We start from the raw sequence: 15,322 nt of genomic DNA on the forward strand, positions 1-15,322 counted from the left end.
CGCTCGTAGCTCGCGGCTTTCACAACAAAGGATCAAGCATGCTGATTATCCCCGCTATCGACCTTAAAGACGGTGCCTGCGTGCGCCTGCGCCAGGGCCGCATGGAAGACTCCACGGTATTCTCCGATGACCCGGTGGCCATGGCGGCCAAGTGGGTGGAGGGCGGCTGCCGTCGTCTGCACCTGGTCGACCTCAACGGCGCCTTCGAAGGCCAGCCGGTCAATGGTGATGTGGTCACGGCCATCGCCAAGCGCTACCCGAACCTGCCGATCCAGATTGGCGGCGGTATCCGCTCCCTGGAAACCATCGAGCATTACGTCAAGGCTGGCGTCAGCTACGTGATCATCGGCACCAAGGCGGTCAAGGAACCTGAGTTCGTGGCCGAAGCCTGCCGCGCCTTCCCCGGCAAAGTCATTGTCGGTCTCGACGCCAAGGATGGCTTCGTCGCCACCGACGGCTGGGCTGAAGTCAGCTCGGTGCAGGTCATCGACCTGGCCAAGCGTTTCGAAGCGGACGGCGTGTCGGCCATTGTCTACACCGATATCGCCAAAGACGGCATGATGCAGGGCTGCAACGTGCCTTTCACCGCAGCATTGGCCGCCGCGACGAAGATTCCGGTGATCGCCTCGGGTGGCATTCATAACCTGGGCGACATCAAGGCCCTGCTGGACGCCCGCGCGCCCGGCATTATCGGCGCCATTACCGGCCGCGCGATTTATGAAGGTACGCTGGATGTCGCTGAAGCTCAGGCGCTGTGTGACCTGGAACAACGCTGAGGTCATAGAGGTCTGTGGGAGCGAGGCTTGCCCGCGAAGAACGATAACGGGGTAGGTCTGGCTCACCGCAGCGACCGATTCGCGGGCAAGCCTCGCTCCCACAGACACAGAGAATCTGACTTCTGTGGTTTTTGAACGGAGATAACCCATGGCCCTGGCCAAACGCATCATCCCTTGCCTGGACGTCGATAACGGTCGTGTGGTCAAGGGCGTCAAGTTCGAGAACATCCGTGACGCCGGTGATCCTGTGGAAATTGCCCGCCGTTACGATGAGCAGGGTGCTGACGAGATCACCTTCCTGGACATTACCGCCAGCGTCGATGGTCGTGATACCACGCTGCACACCGTCGAGCGCATGGCCAGCCAGGTGTTTATCCCGCTGACCGTCGGCGGTGGCGTGCGCACCATCCAGGACATCCGCAACCTGCTCAATGCCGGTGCCGACAAGGTGTCGATCAACACGGCAGCCGTGTTCAACCCTGAGTTCGTCGGCGAAGCCGCCGCGCACTTCGGTGCGCAGTGCATCGTTGTCGCTATCGACGCCAAGAAAGTCTCTCTGCCGGGGGAAGCGCCGCGCTGGGAAATCTTCACTCACGGCGGGCGCAAGCCGACCGGTCTGGATGCGGTGATGTGGGCCAAGAAGATGGAAGACCTCGGCGCTGGTGAGATTCTGCTGACCAGCATGGATCAGGACGGCATGAAGAACGGCTTCGATCTGGGCGTGACTCGCGCAATCAGCGATGCCCTTGGCATTCCGGTGATCGCTTCCGGCGGGGTCGGCAACCTGGAACACTTGGCGGCCGGCGTTCTGCAAGGCGGCGCCAGTGCGGTACTGGCGGCGAGTATTTTTCACTTTGGCGAATACACCGTGCCCGAAGCCAAGGCTTACATGGCCAAGCAAGGTATCGTGGTGCGCTGATCGCCGCTCGCCGTGCTAGACAACGCAAAGTAATCCCTGCAACCTCTTTGCGTTGTCAGACTCGGGGCCCGCGAAATGCTCAAAGGTTTTTGTCTTGCGCTGATTAGTGTCATCGGGGTGCTGGCCGGTCCGTCCCGGGCCGCTGAAGTGCCCGCCGATACCATGGTCCTGCTGACGGAAAATCTGCCGCCATTCAATATGGCGGTCGATGGCAAGAACTTCGCCCAGGAAGCCAACATCGAGGGCATGGCGGCTGAGGTAGTGCGTGAGACTTTCAAGCGCGCGGGCCTCAAGTACAGCATGACCCTGCGTTTTCCCTGGGAGCGTATCTATAATCTGGCTCGGGAACAGCCCGGTTATGGTGTGTTTTCCACGGCCCGCCTGCCTGAGCGGGAAAAACTCTTCAAATGGGTTGGTCCCGTAGGTCGCTACGAGTGGACTCTGCTTGCCCGTGCCGACAGCCCCATCACCCTGACCAGCCTCGAGCAGGCCAAGAGCTACCGAATTGGTGCTTATAAGGGGGACGCCATCGGTGAGCGGTTGCTGGCTCAGGGGCTGAGCCCCATCCTTGCGCTTCGTGACCAGGACAACGTCAAGAAGCTGCTCAGCGGTCAGATCGACCTCTGGGCCACCAGCGATCCTGCCGGACCCTATCTGGCGCGGCTTGAGGGCGTCAGGGGGTTCAAGACAGTCCTGCGCTTCAATACCGCCGAACTCTATCTGGCGCTGAACAAGGCCACACCCGATGTCGTGGTCATCCGCTTGCAGCAGGCCCTCGACCAGTTGCGGGCCGAGGGCTTTGTCGATAAGGCGGCTGCGCGTTATCGCTGATCAGTCCGCAGGCTCGTCGCCCAGGCCTATATAGGAAAAGCGGGTTTTACCGGGGTGACGCTCTTCTGCTTTGGTTCGCTGCTCCAGCAGATCCTCGCGCATCGCTGACGGTTGTCCGTTGTGGTCATAGGCCAGAGTGCATAGCTTCAGCGGCAGTTTATTGGCTGGGAAATGTACCGGCCTGGAGGCGATTACTTTGCGATGATCGGCGGGATCGGAGCAGTCAGTACTTTTGGGTGGACCGTACTTGATGCTGTAGTGACTGAACAGGCGAGGATCCTGTTCGTAGCTGACGCTGTAGCCACTGCCAGCGTGCTTCATCAGTATCTTTGGTGCTTCGGTCAGCCCTGCGGGCAGTAACTCCACGCCCAGTGTCAGGGCGTTGCGCATCATGCCCAGGCTTGGCCGCTCGTCTGCTGCGGTAACTCCGATGATGCACAGTAGATGCATGCCGGGACGCAGGCCTATGACGTCGTTGATCCGGGCGTTTTCAGTCGGCAGGGCGGCGCTGTAGTGATGTGGGCTTTCACACTGATGAGCGCGTTCAACCTGTTTGTAGCGATAGAAGGGCGTATCGAGGCTAAAACGCAGATCCCAGGTCGGATAGATAGCCTGGCCGTGCATATCCTGCGCGATCTTGGCGTAGCGCTTGACGGGTGATTTGAACGTGATCGAATAAGTTGGAAACAGCGCGCACTCCTGCGAGTCCTGGACAAGCACGCCTTTGGCGAAGCAATTGCGCATGAAGGTCATTGCGCTGCCGTAGTTGTTGTCAGGCGATGGCACCGGTAAGCCCTCGGGCAGCTCCATTGGCTGGCCCCGGCTGCCTTGAGTGGAAGTGCCCAGTACGGCAAATACTTCGTTGCTTTCGCGTAACAGAACCGGGCTGCCCGAACTGCCCTCGCTTACATCACGGCACTGGTTTTTCACCGAGTTGCGCCAGAACCACGGTTGCTCCAATACATCAGAGGATTGTTGCTGTGTGCAGGCGGCGAGGCGCAAATGGCCTGTGCCGTGCTTCAGCGGAGCGCCGACCAGCAGGATATCGCTGCCGACTGCGGGCATGTCCCTGGCTATTTGCATCGGCTCGATGCCCGCAGCGATCAGTTCGCTCAATGGAGCCTGCAATTCGATAATGGCGAGATCGACACCCTGCATGCTACTCCAGTTGATGCGTTTCAGCGCAAAAGAGCGGGGCTGGGTATCGCTGAAGTAGTTGAACAATACCTCGCCCTCGACCACGCGATCAGTGACGATCAAGCCGTTTTTCTTTTCCACGCAATGACCGCTGGTGAGCACGTAGGCCGGGGCATTGGCCGGGCTATCTTGGCTGCGGGTGTCGAGCAGGGTGGCAGTGCAATGCATGCCCCCCTTGGCCATGATCCGGCCAATACCGTTCCAATGGTTGTAGCGCCCGTCGTGGTTTTCCAGCACTTTGGAGTGGGCAAGATTGCCCAGGCCTTCGCCAAAGTCCCCGGCCTGGACCGATAGGGAAAGTCCCCCAATGCCTATTAGAAGCCCGGCAAGCAATCTCTTGTTCATGAATCATCCTTGATTATTCGAGGGTCATTGCGCGTCGGACGACGCGCCTGGTCTCTTTAAGCAAGGAGTAACTCTGGAGGCAAGAGGGAGAGAAAAAAGCAGATTTTTCCCCAGGTAATAAATGGCGCGGGCCTACAACTCAGCGGGCGGTTCCTGCTCTGCTGCTGCCGGAGCTGCCGGAGCTGCCGGAGCTGCCGGAGCTGCCGGAGCTGCCGGAGCTGCCGGAGCTGCCGGAGCATCAGGTGCCGCAGCTGCTGGTGTGGAAGGTGCGTCAGGTATTGCAGGTTCTGCTGGCGTTGTAGGTGCGGGAGGTGCATCGGGTTTTGTTGGCGTTGCCGGTGCGGAAGGTGTCACCGGTGCCGCTTTGGGCTCCGATGGCTTGGCGGGGTGAGCCGCCGCTGTTTTGTGATAAACCCCGTTTTTGCCATGGGCGGCCATGGCGCCGTTGCCGCGTACGCTGATCATCCGCCGTACATCGATCCAGTTGATGCCCTGGGCTTTTAGTCCCGGCAGCTCGCGTTCCAGCAAATCCAGGGTCACCGGGTAGGGGTGGCCGATCATGATCACCGAGCCTTGCTTGAGGGCCAGGCGGATCGCGGTCTTGAGTTGCGTGGCGACAGCTTCCGGCGTGCGCACGTCATCGAGGAATACATCGCGGGATGCACTGGCCAGGCCGATCAGTTGCGCCTGGGCGGCGGCCACAGTTTTGGCGCTGGTGCGGCTGTCGATCAGGAACAGATGGCGACGTTGCAGCTCGGCCACCAGCCAGCCCATGGCTTCGGGCTGGGCGGTCATGCGACTGCCTTCGTGGTTATTCAGGCCGGCGGCATAGGGGACTTTCAGCAAAGCGTCGTTCAAGCGCTTTGCCAGTTCGTCCATGGGCAGGTCGGGGCGCCAGGCATAAGGACCGGTTGCCGGGTCCATGGGCATGTGCAGGATCACCGTCTTGCCGGCCTTGTGGGCTTCCCGGGCGAAGTCGGTGGCATGGGGCGTATCGGGCATGATGGCCAGCGTCACCGGCCCGGGCAGCGCCAGAGCGCGACGGTCGCGCTCCGGATTCTGCCCAAGATCGTCGATGATCAGCGTCAGATAGGCGGATTTCCCTGCGTTATCCTTGTCGCTCTCCGGCTCCGCCGATGCGCCATGGACAACACCGGTGAGTCCGAGGAACAGCGCCAGCAGGCAGCGTGACAACCACATAGCCATCCGTTAGTTTCCGCGGGTGACGCTCAAGCCCTTGAGCAGGCTCAGGGCCTGATTCAACTGGTAGTCGTCGTCCTGCGGACGCGCCTTGGCGGCCGAGCCCTTGACGGTCGGTTTGTCCGCGCCGCCGTTGCCGTTGCCCAGGTGGCCGAGCAGATCGGCTTCCTTGTAGTTCTCGGCGTCGGCTTCGTTGGTGACCTTGGCCCGACGAACCACGATATCCGGGTTGATACCCTGAGCTTGAATCGAGCGACCGTTAGGCGTGAAGTACAGCGCCGTGGTGATCTTGATTGCGCGATCGTTGTTCAGTGGCAGCACGGTCTGCACCGAGCCCTTGCCGAAGCTGTCGGTGCCCATGAGCACGCCGCGTTTCTGGTCCTGCAGGGCACCGGCGACGATTTCCGAGGCCGAGGCGCTGCCGCCGTTGATCAGTACCACCAGTGGTGCGCCTTCGCTGGCGTCCGCCGCATCGGCATTGAAGCGCAGCTCGGAGTTGGCGATACGGCCCTTGGTGTAGACGATCAGACCCTTGGTCAGGAAGTGGTCGGCCACTTCCACGGCGGCCTGCAGCACGCCGCCAGGGTTGTTGCGCAGGTCCAGGACCAGGCCGTTCATCTTCTTGCCGTTGTCCTTGCGCAGCTTGGCCAGGGCCTTGCCGACTTCTTCACCGGTCTTGACCTGAAACTGGGTGATACGGATGTAACCGTAGCCAGGCTCCAGCATCTGCGATTTCACGCTCTTGACCTGAATGGTCGCCCGCGCCAGGGTCACGTCGAATGGCGTGCCGCCGTCGCGAACCAGCGTCAGGGTGATTTTTTCGCCGATCTTGCCGCGCATCTTGTCGACCGCTTCCTGCATGGTCTGACCCTGGGTCGGCGCGCCGTTGATCTTGACGATCAGGTCGCCAGCCTCGATGCCGGCCTTGGAGGCAGGAGTGTCATCGATGGGCGATACGACCTTGATAAAGCCGTCTTCGACGCCGACTTCGATGCCCAGGCCGCCAAACTCGCCGCTGGTGCTTTCCTGCAGCTCCTGGAAGTCTTCCGGGCCGAGGTAAGCGGAGTGCGGATCAAGGTTGCTGAGCATGCCCTTGATGGCGTTTTCCAGCAGGGTCTTGTCGTCCACCGGCTCGACGTAGGCGGACTTGATCCGGTCCATGACCTCGGCAAAGGTACGCAGCTCGTCCAGCGGTAATGGCGCCTTGGCATTGGCGTTGGCGTTGCTGCTCGCCGCTGCTGCGGCAGGCGCTACGGTGGCTTTCTCGGCGGCATGGGCCAGCGGAGCACCGATAACGACGGCGATGGTCAGGGCCAGCGAGGTGAGGCGGGACAAATGCAGCATGTCTAACGAACTCCTAAATGCGGTGCCTACTTATCCTTGAGTACGACACCATTGGGCCGGATCACTAGGGCGACCCTGCTGACGAATAGCAAAATACAACGCCGGAGTATCCTGACCGCCACTGGTACCGACAGTGGAAATCGCTTCCCCGGCTTTGACAATGTCCCCAGCGTCCTTGAGCAGACTCTGGTTATGACCATACAGGCTTAAGTAACCATTACCGTGGTCGAGAATGACCAGAAGCCCGGCGCCGCGCAACCAGTCGGCAAACACCACGCGACCGCCATGCACGGCGTGTACCTGAGTCCCGGCCGACGCGCTGATCATGACCCCGTCCCAGGTGGCGCGGGCGTCATCACCACGGCTTTCACCAAAGCGCGCTACCAATCGACCATCAACTGGCCATGGAAGTTTTCCCTTGGCATCAGCAAAAGGTCCACCATAAGACACGCCACTGCTGGAAACCAGCGCGCCAGGGGCCTTTACAGGGCGGCGTGGCGGTGGTGCTTCGTCATCCGGCGGGCTGTTGTCCCGGTTATTCTTGGCCAGGGCGCGAGCGGCTTCTTCACGCTGGCGCTTCTCTTCGGCTTCTCGCTCGGCGATCAGCGCTTTCTGCCGCGCTTCCTCGGCTTCCCGTGCCTGACGGGCCAGGGTTTCTTCGATTGTCTTGAGTACTTTGCTCAGGTCGGCCTGGTCCTGCTGACGGGCCTGGAGTTTCTGGTCACGAACCTTGTAGTCCTGATTGAGCTTGGCCAGGGCGTCCTGACGGTCCTTGCGGACCTTCGCCAGGTCTTCGCGGCGGCTGTCCAGGGTGCCTTGCTGCACGAGCAGTTGGGCCTGTTGCAGATCGATGTCCTTGCTGACGTTGCTCAGTTGGCGCAGGGTTTCATTGAAATTGTGCAATTGAGTCAGGCGGGCCTGGCTCATGTAATCGTAGTAGGTCAGGGTGCGAGCGAATTTTTCCGGGTGCTGCTGGTTGAGCAACAGCTTGAGGTATTCCTGGCGGCCACTCTGATAGGCGGCACGGGCCTGGATGGCGATCAGGCGTTGTTGTTCAACCCGAGCGCTCTGCAGCTTTTTCTTTTCCTGATCGAGCCGCTGCAGCTCGCTTTCAGTCTTTTTTAGTTCCTTTTGCAGGACCTCGACCTGCTTTTCCAACTTGCCCATTTCGGTTTCGGTGCCTTTGAGGTCTTTCTGCACCCCAGCCTTTTCTTCCTGCAATTTGCCCAGGACTTTCTGCAGGTCAGCGATCTCCTGACGAGCGGTATCCAGCTGTTTTTGGGTCTGCGCACGCTCATCGTCGGCGAAGGCCGGATTGAGCAGGCAAATCAGGGCAAGAGCGATCAAGGCGCGGAGCATTGGGCGGGCGATACCGAGGAGAGAGAGAAGAAAGACGGGGACTAGTATGCCCGCCATGCGTTGCAAAAAAAACGTCCGGCAACCATTGCTTTAGCATCAGTTGTAGGAAAATTCGACGTTTCGACCAACGAAACGCCGAATTGTTACCAATTGTTCAGCTTACTCGGCAACGAGAATGGAATGGCCGGTCATTTCTGCCGGTTTTTCCAGGCCCATCAGTTGCAGCATGGTTGGGGCCACATCGGCCAGTACGCCGCCTTCGCGGACCTTGAGCTTGCGCTTGCCGACGTAGACAAACGGCACCGGCTCAGAGGTGTGGGCGGTGTGGGCCTGGCCGGTGTGGTCGTCGGTCATTTGCTCGACGTTGCCGTGGTCCGCAGTGATCAGAGCTTCGCCGCCGACCTTCTCCAGCGCTTCGGCGATACGGCCGACGCAGACGTCCAGGCATTCCACGGCCTTGATCGCCGCTTCCATGATGCCGCTGTGGCCAACCATGTCGCCGTTGGCGTAGTTGACGATAATCACGTCAAAACGCTGGTTTTCGATGGCGTCGACGATGCGGTCGGTGACTTCCGGCGCGCTCATTTCCGGTTGCAGGTCGTAGGTGGCGACTTTTGGCGACGGGATCAGGATGCGCTCCTCGCCCGGGAACGGTTCTTCACGGCCGCCGGAGAAGAAGAAGGTGACGTGGGCGTATTTCTCGGTTTCGGCGATGCGCAGCTGGGTCTTGCCCTTTTCTGCCAGGTATTCGCCCAGCACATTCTTCAGGCTGCCGGCGGCGAAGGCCGAGGGTGCAGGGATGCTGGCGGCATACTGAGTGAGCATGACGAAACCGGCCAGTTTTGGCTGGCGGGCGCGTTCGAAGTCCTTGAAACCGTCTTCGACAAAGACGCGGGTCAGTTCGCGAGCGCGGTCGGCGCGGAAGTTCATGAACACGACGGCGTCGCCGTCTTCGACCTTGACCGTCTCGCCGATGCTGGTGGCTTTGACGAATTCGTCGTTCTCGCCACGGCCATAAGCGGCTTCAAGGCCGGCGTGGGCGCTGTCGGCCTGGAATTCGGACTGGCCGTCGACGATCAGATTGTAAGCAGAGGCCACGCGATCCCAGCGGTTGTCGCGGTCCATGGCGAAGTAACGGCCGATGATGCTGGCGGTACGGCCCTTGCCCAGACGTTTGTAGGCGTCTTCCATGGTTTGCAGGTATTTCTCGGCGCTGCGTGGCGGCGTGTCGCGGCCATCGAGGAAGGCGTGCAGGTAGATCTTATCGGCACCGCGCTTGGCGGCCAGCTCGACCATGGCTACCAGATGGTCTTCATGACTGTGGACGCCGCCATCGGACAGCAGGCCCAGTACGTGTACGGACTTGCCCGCGCCGACAGCCTTGTCCACAGCGGTGCAGATGGCCGGGTTCTCGAAGAACTCGCCGTCACGAATAGCCTTGGTCACCCGGGTGAAGTCCTGATACACCACGCGCCCGGCGCCCAGGTTCATGTGGCCGACTTCTGAGTTGCCCATCTGCCCGTCCGGCAGGCCGACATCCATCCCGGAGCCGGAAATCAGGCCGTTGGGCATGGTTTTGTAGAGGCGATCCATGACCGGCATCTTGGCTTCGTAAATCGCGTTGCCATGGTGACTGTCGCTGTGGCCGAAGCCGTCGAGGATGATCAGGACCAAAGGTTTAGGCGTGGTAGTCATGGAACCCACTCGTGGCAGAAAAGGGAGGTTGAAAAAAAGATCGCCATATTAGTGACAAGTTCAGAGCGAGTCACTGCCGTACGGGCTTTGGCCGACCTAGGCTGCTGTGTATACTGGCCGACATTTTAACGCCCTGGAACCTTCTGATGGTTGATCATCTGCTTGCCTTCGCCACGAATCACTATCTGATCACTGGCGCTTTCGTCATTCTCGCTGCACTGCTGGCTGCCTATGAAATGAGCAAGGGTGGTCGTAGCCTGACCACGCGCGAGCTGACCGCACTGGTCAACAACGACCAGGCTGTGGTCATCGACATCCGTGCTTCCAAGGATTTTTCCAGTGGTCATATCGTTGGCGCCCTGAATTTCCCGCAGGACAAGGTGCTGTCGCGCACCTCGGAGCTGGAAAAATACAAGGCCAAGACCCTGATCATAGTCGATGCCCAGGGCCAGCAGTCCGGCGGTATCGCCCGTGAGCTGCTCAAGTCCGGTTTCACTGCGGCCAAGCTGGGCGGCGGCGTGTCGTCCTGGCGTGCAGACAACCTGCCACTGGTGAAGTGAAATGGCTGAAGTCATCGTTTATTCCAGTGATTATTGCCCGTACTGCTCGCGTGCCAAGCAGTTGCTCAAGAGCAAGGACATTGAATTCGACGAAATCGTCGTCGATGGCAAGCCGCAACTGCGGGCAGAAATGACCAAGAAAGCCGGGCGCACTTCGGTGCCGCAGATCTGGATCGGTTCGACCCATGTGGGCGGCTGCGATGACCTGTTTGCCCTGGAGCGCGCCGGCAAGCTCGACGCTCTGCTGGAAGCCTGATAACCCGTTCCCCGAAAGACCTTAAGAATAGAAAGGATCTGAGATGACTGATCAACAGACTAACGCGGCTGCAGAAGACGAAGCTCCGCAATTCTCGCTGCAACGCATTTATGTTCGCGACCTGTCGTTCGAAGCGCCGAAAAGCCCGGCGATCTTCCGTCAGGAGTGGACCCCGGCTGTCAGCCTGGACCTGAACACTCGCCAGAAACAATTGGAAAACGATTTCTACGAAGTCGTGCTGACCCTGTCGGTCACCGTCAACACCGGTGACGAAGTCGCTTTCATCGTTGAAGTGCAACAGGCCGGTATCTTCCTGATCAAGGGCCTGGATGCTGCTTCCCTGAGCCACACTCTGGGCGCGTTCTGCCCGAACCTGCTGTTCCCTTACGCGCGTGAAGCCATCGACAACCTGGTGGTTCGTGGTTCGTTCCCGGCGCTGATGCTGGCTCCGGTCAACTTCGACGCCCTGTACGCTCAAGAGCTGCAACGCATGCAGGACGCTGGCGAAACGCCAACCGTTCAGTAAGCCTTTGCTGCTACGAAAAACGCCCCCGGTCGCAAGGCCGGGGGCGTTTTTTATTGCGGTTAGAAACCTGTGGGACCGGCTTCAGCCGGGAAGAGGCCGGCACATCCGATACATATTCAGAGGCTTGAATATCGTCTTCCCGGCTGAAGCCGGTCCCACAAATTCCATTCCAATTCGGGAGCTAAGGGGCGTTTGATAAAAGCCGGTTGGCATACATCCGGCACTCTGCCACCAACGCCAGCAGATTGGGATCGCGCTCGCGGCTTTTGAGGAAGACGATGCCGATGTGTTGCTGCATGTGATAGCGCTGCTGCAACGGGATCAGGCGCACGCGGTTCTCATAGACAGCGGCGATGCGCCCCGGCAGCAGGGCGTAGCCGACACCGGAGCTGACCATGCTCAGCAGGGTGAAGATGTCGTTGACCTGCATGGCCACCTTGGGTTCGAAGCCAGCCTGCTGAAAGACGCGGATACCGTCGCGATGGGTGGCGAAGCCTTGGGTCAGCGTGATGAAGGTGGCTTCGCGCAGGTCGCTGAGGTCGATCTCGCTGCGCTGGGAGAAGGGCGAGTCGGCAGGGACCGCGAGGAAGATATCGTCGCTGAACAGCGGCAGGTGCTCGCAGTCCGGATCGTTGACGCTCTCGTCCAGGGACACCAGGATTGCGTCCGCCTCCATGTTCTTGAGCTTGTAGAACAGGTCGATATTGGAGCCGAGGATCAGATCGATATTCAGCTCGCTGCGCCTTAGCTTGAGGCCCATGATCAACTGCGGCACGGTCTTCACGGTCAATGAATAAAGCGCGCCAAGGCGAAAACGCGCCGCCGAGAAGCCTGCTGCCTGACGGGTCAGTTCGACGGTGGCGAGCACGTCCTGGATCAGCTTCTGGGCGCGTTCCTCCAGAACATAGGCGCTTTCCAATGGAGTCAGGTTGCGGCCTTCGTGCTTGAACAGCGGGCAGCGCAGGGCGCTTTCCAGGGAGTGGATGGCCCGATGCACGCTGACGTGGCTGGTCTGCAATTCCGCCGCCGCCCGGGCCAGGTTGCCGGTGCGCATGAAGGCGAGAAAGATCTCCAGCTTCTTCAGGGTCAGTTCGTCGTCGATCTGCATGGGTGGGTCTTCTTGTTTGAATACTGCCGATTGTGCCCAAGTCTCTTAGTGATGGCTGTACTTTTGCGGTCATAACCCGGAGCCTTGAGGCTCGTCGATTGAAATGGAGGTTGTGCGCGGATGTATTACGGCGAGAAGTTCAACGCCTGGACTCACCTGGTAGGCGCGGTGCTGGCCACTATCGGGGCGGTCTGGCTGTTGGTGATGGCAAGCCTGCATGGGGATGTCTGGAAGGTCGTCAGCATGGCGATCTATGGCGTGACCCTGGTCACCCTGTATAGCGCGTCCACCGTGTATCACAGCGTACGCGGGCGCGCGAAGGTGATCATGCAGAAGGTTGATCACTTTTCGATCTATCTATTAATTGCGGGCAGCTACACCCCGTTTTGTCTGGTTACCCTTCGCGGCCCGTGGGGCTGGACGCTGTTCGGCATCGTCTGGGGTTTGGCGCTGATCGGTATCCTGCAAGAGATCAAGCCACGTTCCGAGGCGCGGATCATGTCCCTGGTGATCTATGCGGTGATGGGCTGGATCGTATTGGTGGCGATCAAGCCGCTTTTGGCTGCGCTGGGCACGGCGGGATTCACCTGGCTGGCGGCGGGCGGGGTGCTGTACACCGTGGGGATTATCTTCTTTGCCCGCGACCACATCACTCACTGGCACGGGATCTGGCACTTGTTTGTAGTTGCCGGGAGCCTGCTGCACTTTGTGGCGATTTGTTTTTATGTCCTTTAGGTACCCCAAAATGCTGTGGGACCGGCTTTAGCCGGGAATGCGCCTTCCCGGCTAAAGCCGGTCCCACAAACTAGAAATCCCCCCAAAGCTGCTGCGCCACGCTCAGCGCCACCACCGGCGCGGTTTCCGTGCGCAGCACGCGCGGGCCGAGGCGCGCGGCGTGGAAGCCAGCGTCCTGAGCCTGATCCACTTCTGCGTCGTTAAGGCCGCCTTCGGGGCCGATCAGGAACGCCAGCGTCGCCGGTTTCTCGTGGCTGACCAGTGGCTCGGCAACCGGATGCAGTACCAGCTTGAGATCAGCGCTGGTGTGCTTGAGCCATTCGGCCAATGGCACGGGCGGGTGAATCACCGGCACCACTGAGCGCCCGCACTGCTCGCAGGCACTGATCGCAATCTGCTGCCAGTGGGCCTGACGCTTTTCTGCACGTTCATCCTTGAGTCGCACTTCACAGCGCTCGCTGACAATCGGGGTGATTTCGCTGACGCCCAGTTCTGTGGCTTTTTGAATTGCCCAGTCCATGCGCTCGCCACGAGACAGACCCTGCCCCAGATGAATGCGCAACGGTGACTCGATCTGCCCGGCAAAGCTCTCGTCGAGCTGGACCCGCACGCGCTTTTTGCCCACCTCCAGCAGCTTGCCGCGAAACTCAAAGCCTGAGCCGTCGAACAGTTGCAGGGCATCACCTTCGGCCATGCGCAGCACCCGGCCGATGTAGTGGGCCTGGGCCTCCGGCAGCTCGTGCTCGCCAAGGCTCAGTGGGGCGTCGATAAAGAAGCGGGACAGTCTCATGGTGCGTCTCTGAAATGGTTGTATCGGGCATTCTGTGGGACCGGCTTTAGCCGGGAATGCGTCTTCCCGGCTGAAGCCGGTCCCACAGACCAGCGATGTCGGCGGCGTTAGTTAACCCGGATCCCGGAAATTGGGATGGAAATCCTTGCGCACTGGCACGCTGATGCCGCTGCGGGTGGCGATGTCGATGCCTTCGCTGGCCACTTCGGCGAGGAAGTCGATCTGTTCCGGGGTGATCACGTAAGGCGGCAGGAAGTACACCACGCTGCCCAGCGGGCGCAGCAGGGCGCCGCGTTCCAGGGCGTGCTGGAAGACTTGCAGGCCGCGACGTTCCTGCCATGGGTAGGCGGTCTTACTGGCCTTGTCCTGGACCATCTCGATGGCCAGGGCCATGCCGGTCTGGCGCACTTCGGCGACATGGGGGTGATCGACCAGATGCGCCGTAGCCGTAGCCATACGCTGGGCAAGGGCCTTGTTGTTCTCGATGACGTTGTCTTGCTCGAAGATATCCAGGGTCGCCAGAGCCGCCGCGCACGCCAGTGGGTTGCCGGTGTAGCTGTGGGAATGCAGGAAGGCGCGCAGGGTCGGGTAGTCGTCGTAGAAGGCGTCGTAGACTTCGTCTGTGGTCAGGCACGCCGCCAGTGGCAGGTAGCCGCCGGTCAGGGCCTTGGACAGGCAGAGGAAGTCCGGGCGGATACCGGCCTGTTCGCAGGCGAACATGGTGCCGGTGCGCCCGAAGCCCACGGCGATCTCATCGTGAATCAGGTGCACGCCATAGCGGTCGCAGGCTTCGCGCAGCAGCTTGAGATAGATCGGGTCATACATGCGCATGCCGCCCGCGCCCTGGATCAGTGGTTCGACTATCACGGCGGCGACGCTAGCGTGATGTTCCGCCAGGGTCTGTTCCATGGCGACGAACAGGGTGCGCGAGTGTTCTTCCCAGCTCACCCCCTCGGGGCGGAAGTAGCAATCCGGGCTCGGCACCTTGATGGTGTCCATCAGCAAGGTCTTGTAGGTCTCGGTGAACAGCGGCACATCGCCCACCGACATCGCCGCTATGGTTTCGCCGTGGTAGCTGTTGCTCAGGGTGACGAAGCGTTTCTTCTCGGGCTTGCCGCGATTGAGCCAGTAGTGAAAGCTCATTTTCAACGCGACTTCGATGCAGGACGAGCCATTATCGGCGTAGAAACACCGTGTCAGGCCTTCCGGCGTAAGTTTGACCAGGCGCTCGGACAACTCGATCACCGGCTGATGGCTGAAGCCGGCGAGGATCACATGCTCCAACTGATCGACCTGATCCTTGATGCGTTGGTTGATGCGCGGGTTGGCGTGGCCGAACACGTTGACCCACCAGGAACTGACGGCGTCCAGATAACGCTTGCCTTCGAAGTCTTCCAGCCAGACCCCCTCGCCACGCTTGATCGGGATCAGCGGCAGGTTTTCGTGGTCTTTCATCTGGGTGCAGGGGTGCCACAGGACCGCGAGGTCGCGTTGCATCCACTGGTTATTCAGGCCCATCGGTAATCTCCTGGTGGCGACTCGCATGACGCGAGGGCGAACAATCGCGCAAGCCTATGCAATGCCTGCCTGCGGGACAACCTCTTGTACCAATTGAGTGACATTCGTCGCCGGGCGGACATTGCTGGTAGCGCTTGCGTCGCTGACGTATCCTTCGCGCCGA

14 protein-coding genes and 1 pseudogene are annotated in these 15,322 nt (G+C 60.4%); 7 read left to right on the forward strand and 8 right to left on the reverse strand.

Going from position 1 to position 15,322, the window contains the following annotated elements:
• Positions 1-38: 38 nt before the first annotated feature.
• From hisA to AC1Z24_RS01510, 3 genes are all read left to right on the forward strand, one after another.
• A complete protein-coding gene (gene hisA, locus AC1Z24_RS01500; RefSeq protein ID WP_483744301.1) occupies positions 39-776 on the forward strand; it encodes a 1-(5-phosphoribosyl)-5-[(5-phosphoribosylamino)methylideneamino]imidazole-4-carboxamide isomerase in 738 nt (245 codons plus the stop codon).
• A 148-nt stretch (positions 777-924) separates the two neighbouring features.
• A complete protein-coding gene (gene hisF, locus AC1Z24_RS01505) occupies positions 925-1,695 on the forward strand; it encodes an imidazole glycerol phosphate synthase subunit HisF (protein WP_259101548.1) in 771 nt (256 codons plus the stop codon).
• A gap of 75 nt (positions 1,696-1,770) precedes the next feature.
• A complete protein-coding gene (locus AC1Z24_RS01510; RefSeq protein ID WP_483744302.1) occupies positions 1,771-2,526 on the forward strand; it encodes a substrate-binding periplasmic protein in 756 nt (251 codons plus the stop codon).
• Here AC1Z24_RS01510 and AC1Z24_RS01515 read toward each other — a convergent pair whose 3' ends face one another.
• From AC1Z24_RS01515 to gpmI, 5 genes and pseudogenes are all read right to left on the reverse strand, one after another.
• Positions 2,527-4,068: a trypsin-like serine peptidase gene (locus tag AC1Z24_RS01515; protein WP_483744303.1), complete on the reverse strand. Its 1,542-nt coding sequence runs from the start codon at positions 4,066-4,068 to the stop codon at positions 2,527-2,529. It lies immediately after the preceding gene.
• 408 nt (positions 4,069-4,476) lie between these two features.
• Positions 4,477-5,268: pseudogene (locus AC1Z24_RS01520) on the reverse strand (divergent polysaccharide deacetylase family protein); the annotation flags it as partial.
• Positions 5,269-5,277: 9 nt separating this feature from the next.
• On the reverse strand, positions 5,278-6,612 hold the full coding sequence (locus AC1Z24_RS01525; protein WP_483744304.1) for a S41 family peptidase: 1,335 nt from the start codon (positions 6,610-6,612) through the stop codon (positions 5,278-5,280).
• Positions 6,613-6,642: 30 nt separating this feature from the next.
• Positions 6,643-7,971: a murein hydrolase activator EnvC family protein gene (locus tag AC1Z24_RS01530; RefSeq protein ID WP_259101554.1), complete on the reverse strand. Its 1,329-nt coding sequence runs from the start codon at positions 7,969-7,971 to the stop codon at positions 6,643-6,645.
• A gap of 159 nt (positions 7,972-8,130) precedes the next feature.
• On the reverse strand, positions 8,131-9,666 hold the full coding sequence (gene gpmI / locus AC1Z24_RS01535) for a 2,3-bisphosphoglycerate-independent phosphoglycerate mutase (protein ID WP_483744305.1): 1,536 nt from the start codon (positions 9,664-9,666) through the stop codon (positions 8,131-8,133).
• Positions 9,667-9,812: 146 nt separating this feature from the next.
• Between gpmI and AC1Z24_RS01540 the strand changes: the two genes are divergently transcribed.
• From AC1Z24_RS01540 to secB, 3 genes are read left to right on the forward strand one after another with little or no spacing between them, the layout of a single operon-like run.
• Positions 9,813-10,226, forward strand: a complete 414-nt coding sequence (locus AC1Z24_RS01540) for a rhodanese-like domain-containing protein (protein ID WP_259101557.1) — start codon at positions 9,813-9,815, stop codon at positions 10,224-10,226.
• 1 nt (position 10,227) lies between these two features.
• A complete protein-coding gene (grxC, locus tag AC1Z24_RS01545; RefSeq protein WP_259101558.1) occupies positions 10,228-10,482 on the forward strand; it encodes a glutaredoxin 3 in 255 nt (84 codons plus the stop codon).
• Between the two features lie 43 nt (positions 10,483-10,525).
• Entirely contained in the window at positions 10,526-11,008 is a 483-nt protein-coding gene (secB, locus tag AC1Z24_RS01550; RefSeq protein ID WP_259101560.1) for a protein-export chaperone SecB, read from the forward strand.
• Positions 11,009-11,189: 181 nt separating this feature from the next.
• Here secB and AC1Z24_RS01555 read toward each other — a convergent pair whose 3' ends face one another.
• Complete coding sequence (locus tag AC1Z24_RS01555; protein ID WP_483744306.1) at positions 11,190-12,116, reverse strand: LysR family transcriptional regulator; 927 nt, start codon at positions 12,114-12,116, stop codon at positions 11,190-11,192.
• A gap of 120 nt (positions 12,117-12,236) precedes the next feature.
• Here AC1Z24_RS01555 and trhA point away from each other — a divergent pair, with 120 nt between their 5' ends.
• Complete coding sequence (gene trhA, locus AC1Z24_RS01560) at positions 12,237-12,851, forward strand: PAQR family membrane homeostasis protein TrhA (protein ID WP_483744307.1); 615 nt, start codon at positions 12,237-12,239, stop codon at positions 12,849-12,851.
• 70 nt (positions 12,852-12,921) lie between these two features.
• On the opposite strand, the gene AC1Z24_RS01565 is transcribed toward trhA, so the two are convergent.
• Both AC1Z24_RS01565 and AC1Z24_RS01570 read right to left on the reverse strand, forming a co-directional pair.
• Positions 12,922-13,641, reverse strand: coding sequence for a 16S rRNA (uracil(1498)-N(3))-methyltransferase (locus tag AC1Z24_RS01565; RefSeq protein ID WP_483744308.1), 720 nt, complete (start codon positions 13,639-13,641; stop codon positions 12,922-12,924).
• Between the two features lie 111 nt (positions 13,642-13,752).
• Entirely contained in the window at positions 13,753-15,159 is a 1,407-nt protein-coding gene (locus AC1Z24_RS01570) for an adenosylmethionine--8-amino-7-oxononanoate transaminase (RefSeq protein WP_483744309.1), read from the reverse strand.
• Positions 15,160-15,322: the final 163 nt, after the last annotated feature.

The organism is Pseudomonas sp. JL23 (assembly GCF_056933585.1).

Coding starts and splice junctions, on each gene's coding strand:
- hisA (WP_483744301.1), top strand. CDS start 39: ATGCTGATTATCCCCGCTATCGACCTTAAAGACGGTGCCTGCGTGCGC.
- hisF (WP_259101548.1), top strand. CDS start 925: ATGGCCCTGGCCAAACGCATCATCCCTTGCCTGGACGTCGATAACGGT.
- AC1Z24_RS01510 (WP_483744302.1), top strand. CDS start 1,771: ATGCTCAAAGGTTTTTGTCTTGCGCTGATTAGTGTCATCGGGGTGCTG.
- AC1Z24_RS01515 (WP_483744303.1), bottom strand. CDS start 4,068: ATGAACAAGAGATTGCTTGCCGGGCTTCTAATAGGCATTGGGGGACTT.
- AC1Z24_RS01525 (WP_483744304.1), bottom strand. CDS start 6,612: ATGCTGCATTTGTCCCGCCTCACCTCGCTGGCCCTGACCATCGCCGTC.
- AC1Z24_RS01530 (WP_259101554.1), bottom strand. CDS start 7,971: ATGCTCCGCGCCTTGATCGCTCTTGCCCTGATTTGCCTGCTCAATCCG.
- gpmI (WP_483744305.1), bottom strand. CDS start 9,666: ATGACTACCACGCCTAAACCTTTGGTCCTGATCATCCTCGACGGCTTC.
- AC1Z24_RS01540 (WP_259101557.1), top strand. CDS start 9,813: ATGGTTGATCATCTGCTTGCCTTCGCCACGAATCACTATCTGATCACT.
- grxC (WP_259101558.1), top strand. CDS start 10,228: ATGGCTGAAGTCATCGTTTATTCCAGTGATTATTGCCCGTACTGCTCG.
- secB (WP_259101560.1), top strand. CDS start 10,526: ATGACTGATCAACAGACTAACGCGGCTGCAGAAGACGAAGCTCCGCAA.
- AC1Z24_RS01555 (WP_483744306.1), bottom strand. CDS start 12,116: ATGCAGATCGACGACGAACTGACCCTGAAGAAGCTGGAGATCTTTCTC.
- trhA (WP_483744307.1), top strand. CDS start 12,237: ATGTATTACGGCGAGAAGTTCAACGCCTGGACTCACCTGGTAGGCGCG.
- AC1Z24_RS01565 (WP_483744308.1), bottom strand. CDS start 13,641: ATGAGACTGTCCCGCTTCTTTATCGACGCCCCACTGAGCCTTGGCGAG.
- AC1Z24_RS01570 (WP_483744309.1), bottom strand. CDS start 15,159: ATGGGCCTGAATAACCAGTGGATGCAACGCGACCTCGCGGTCCTGTGG.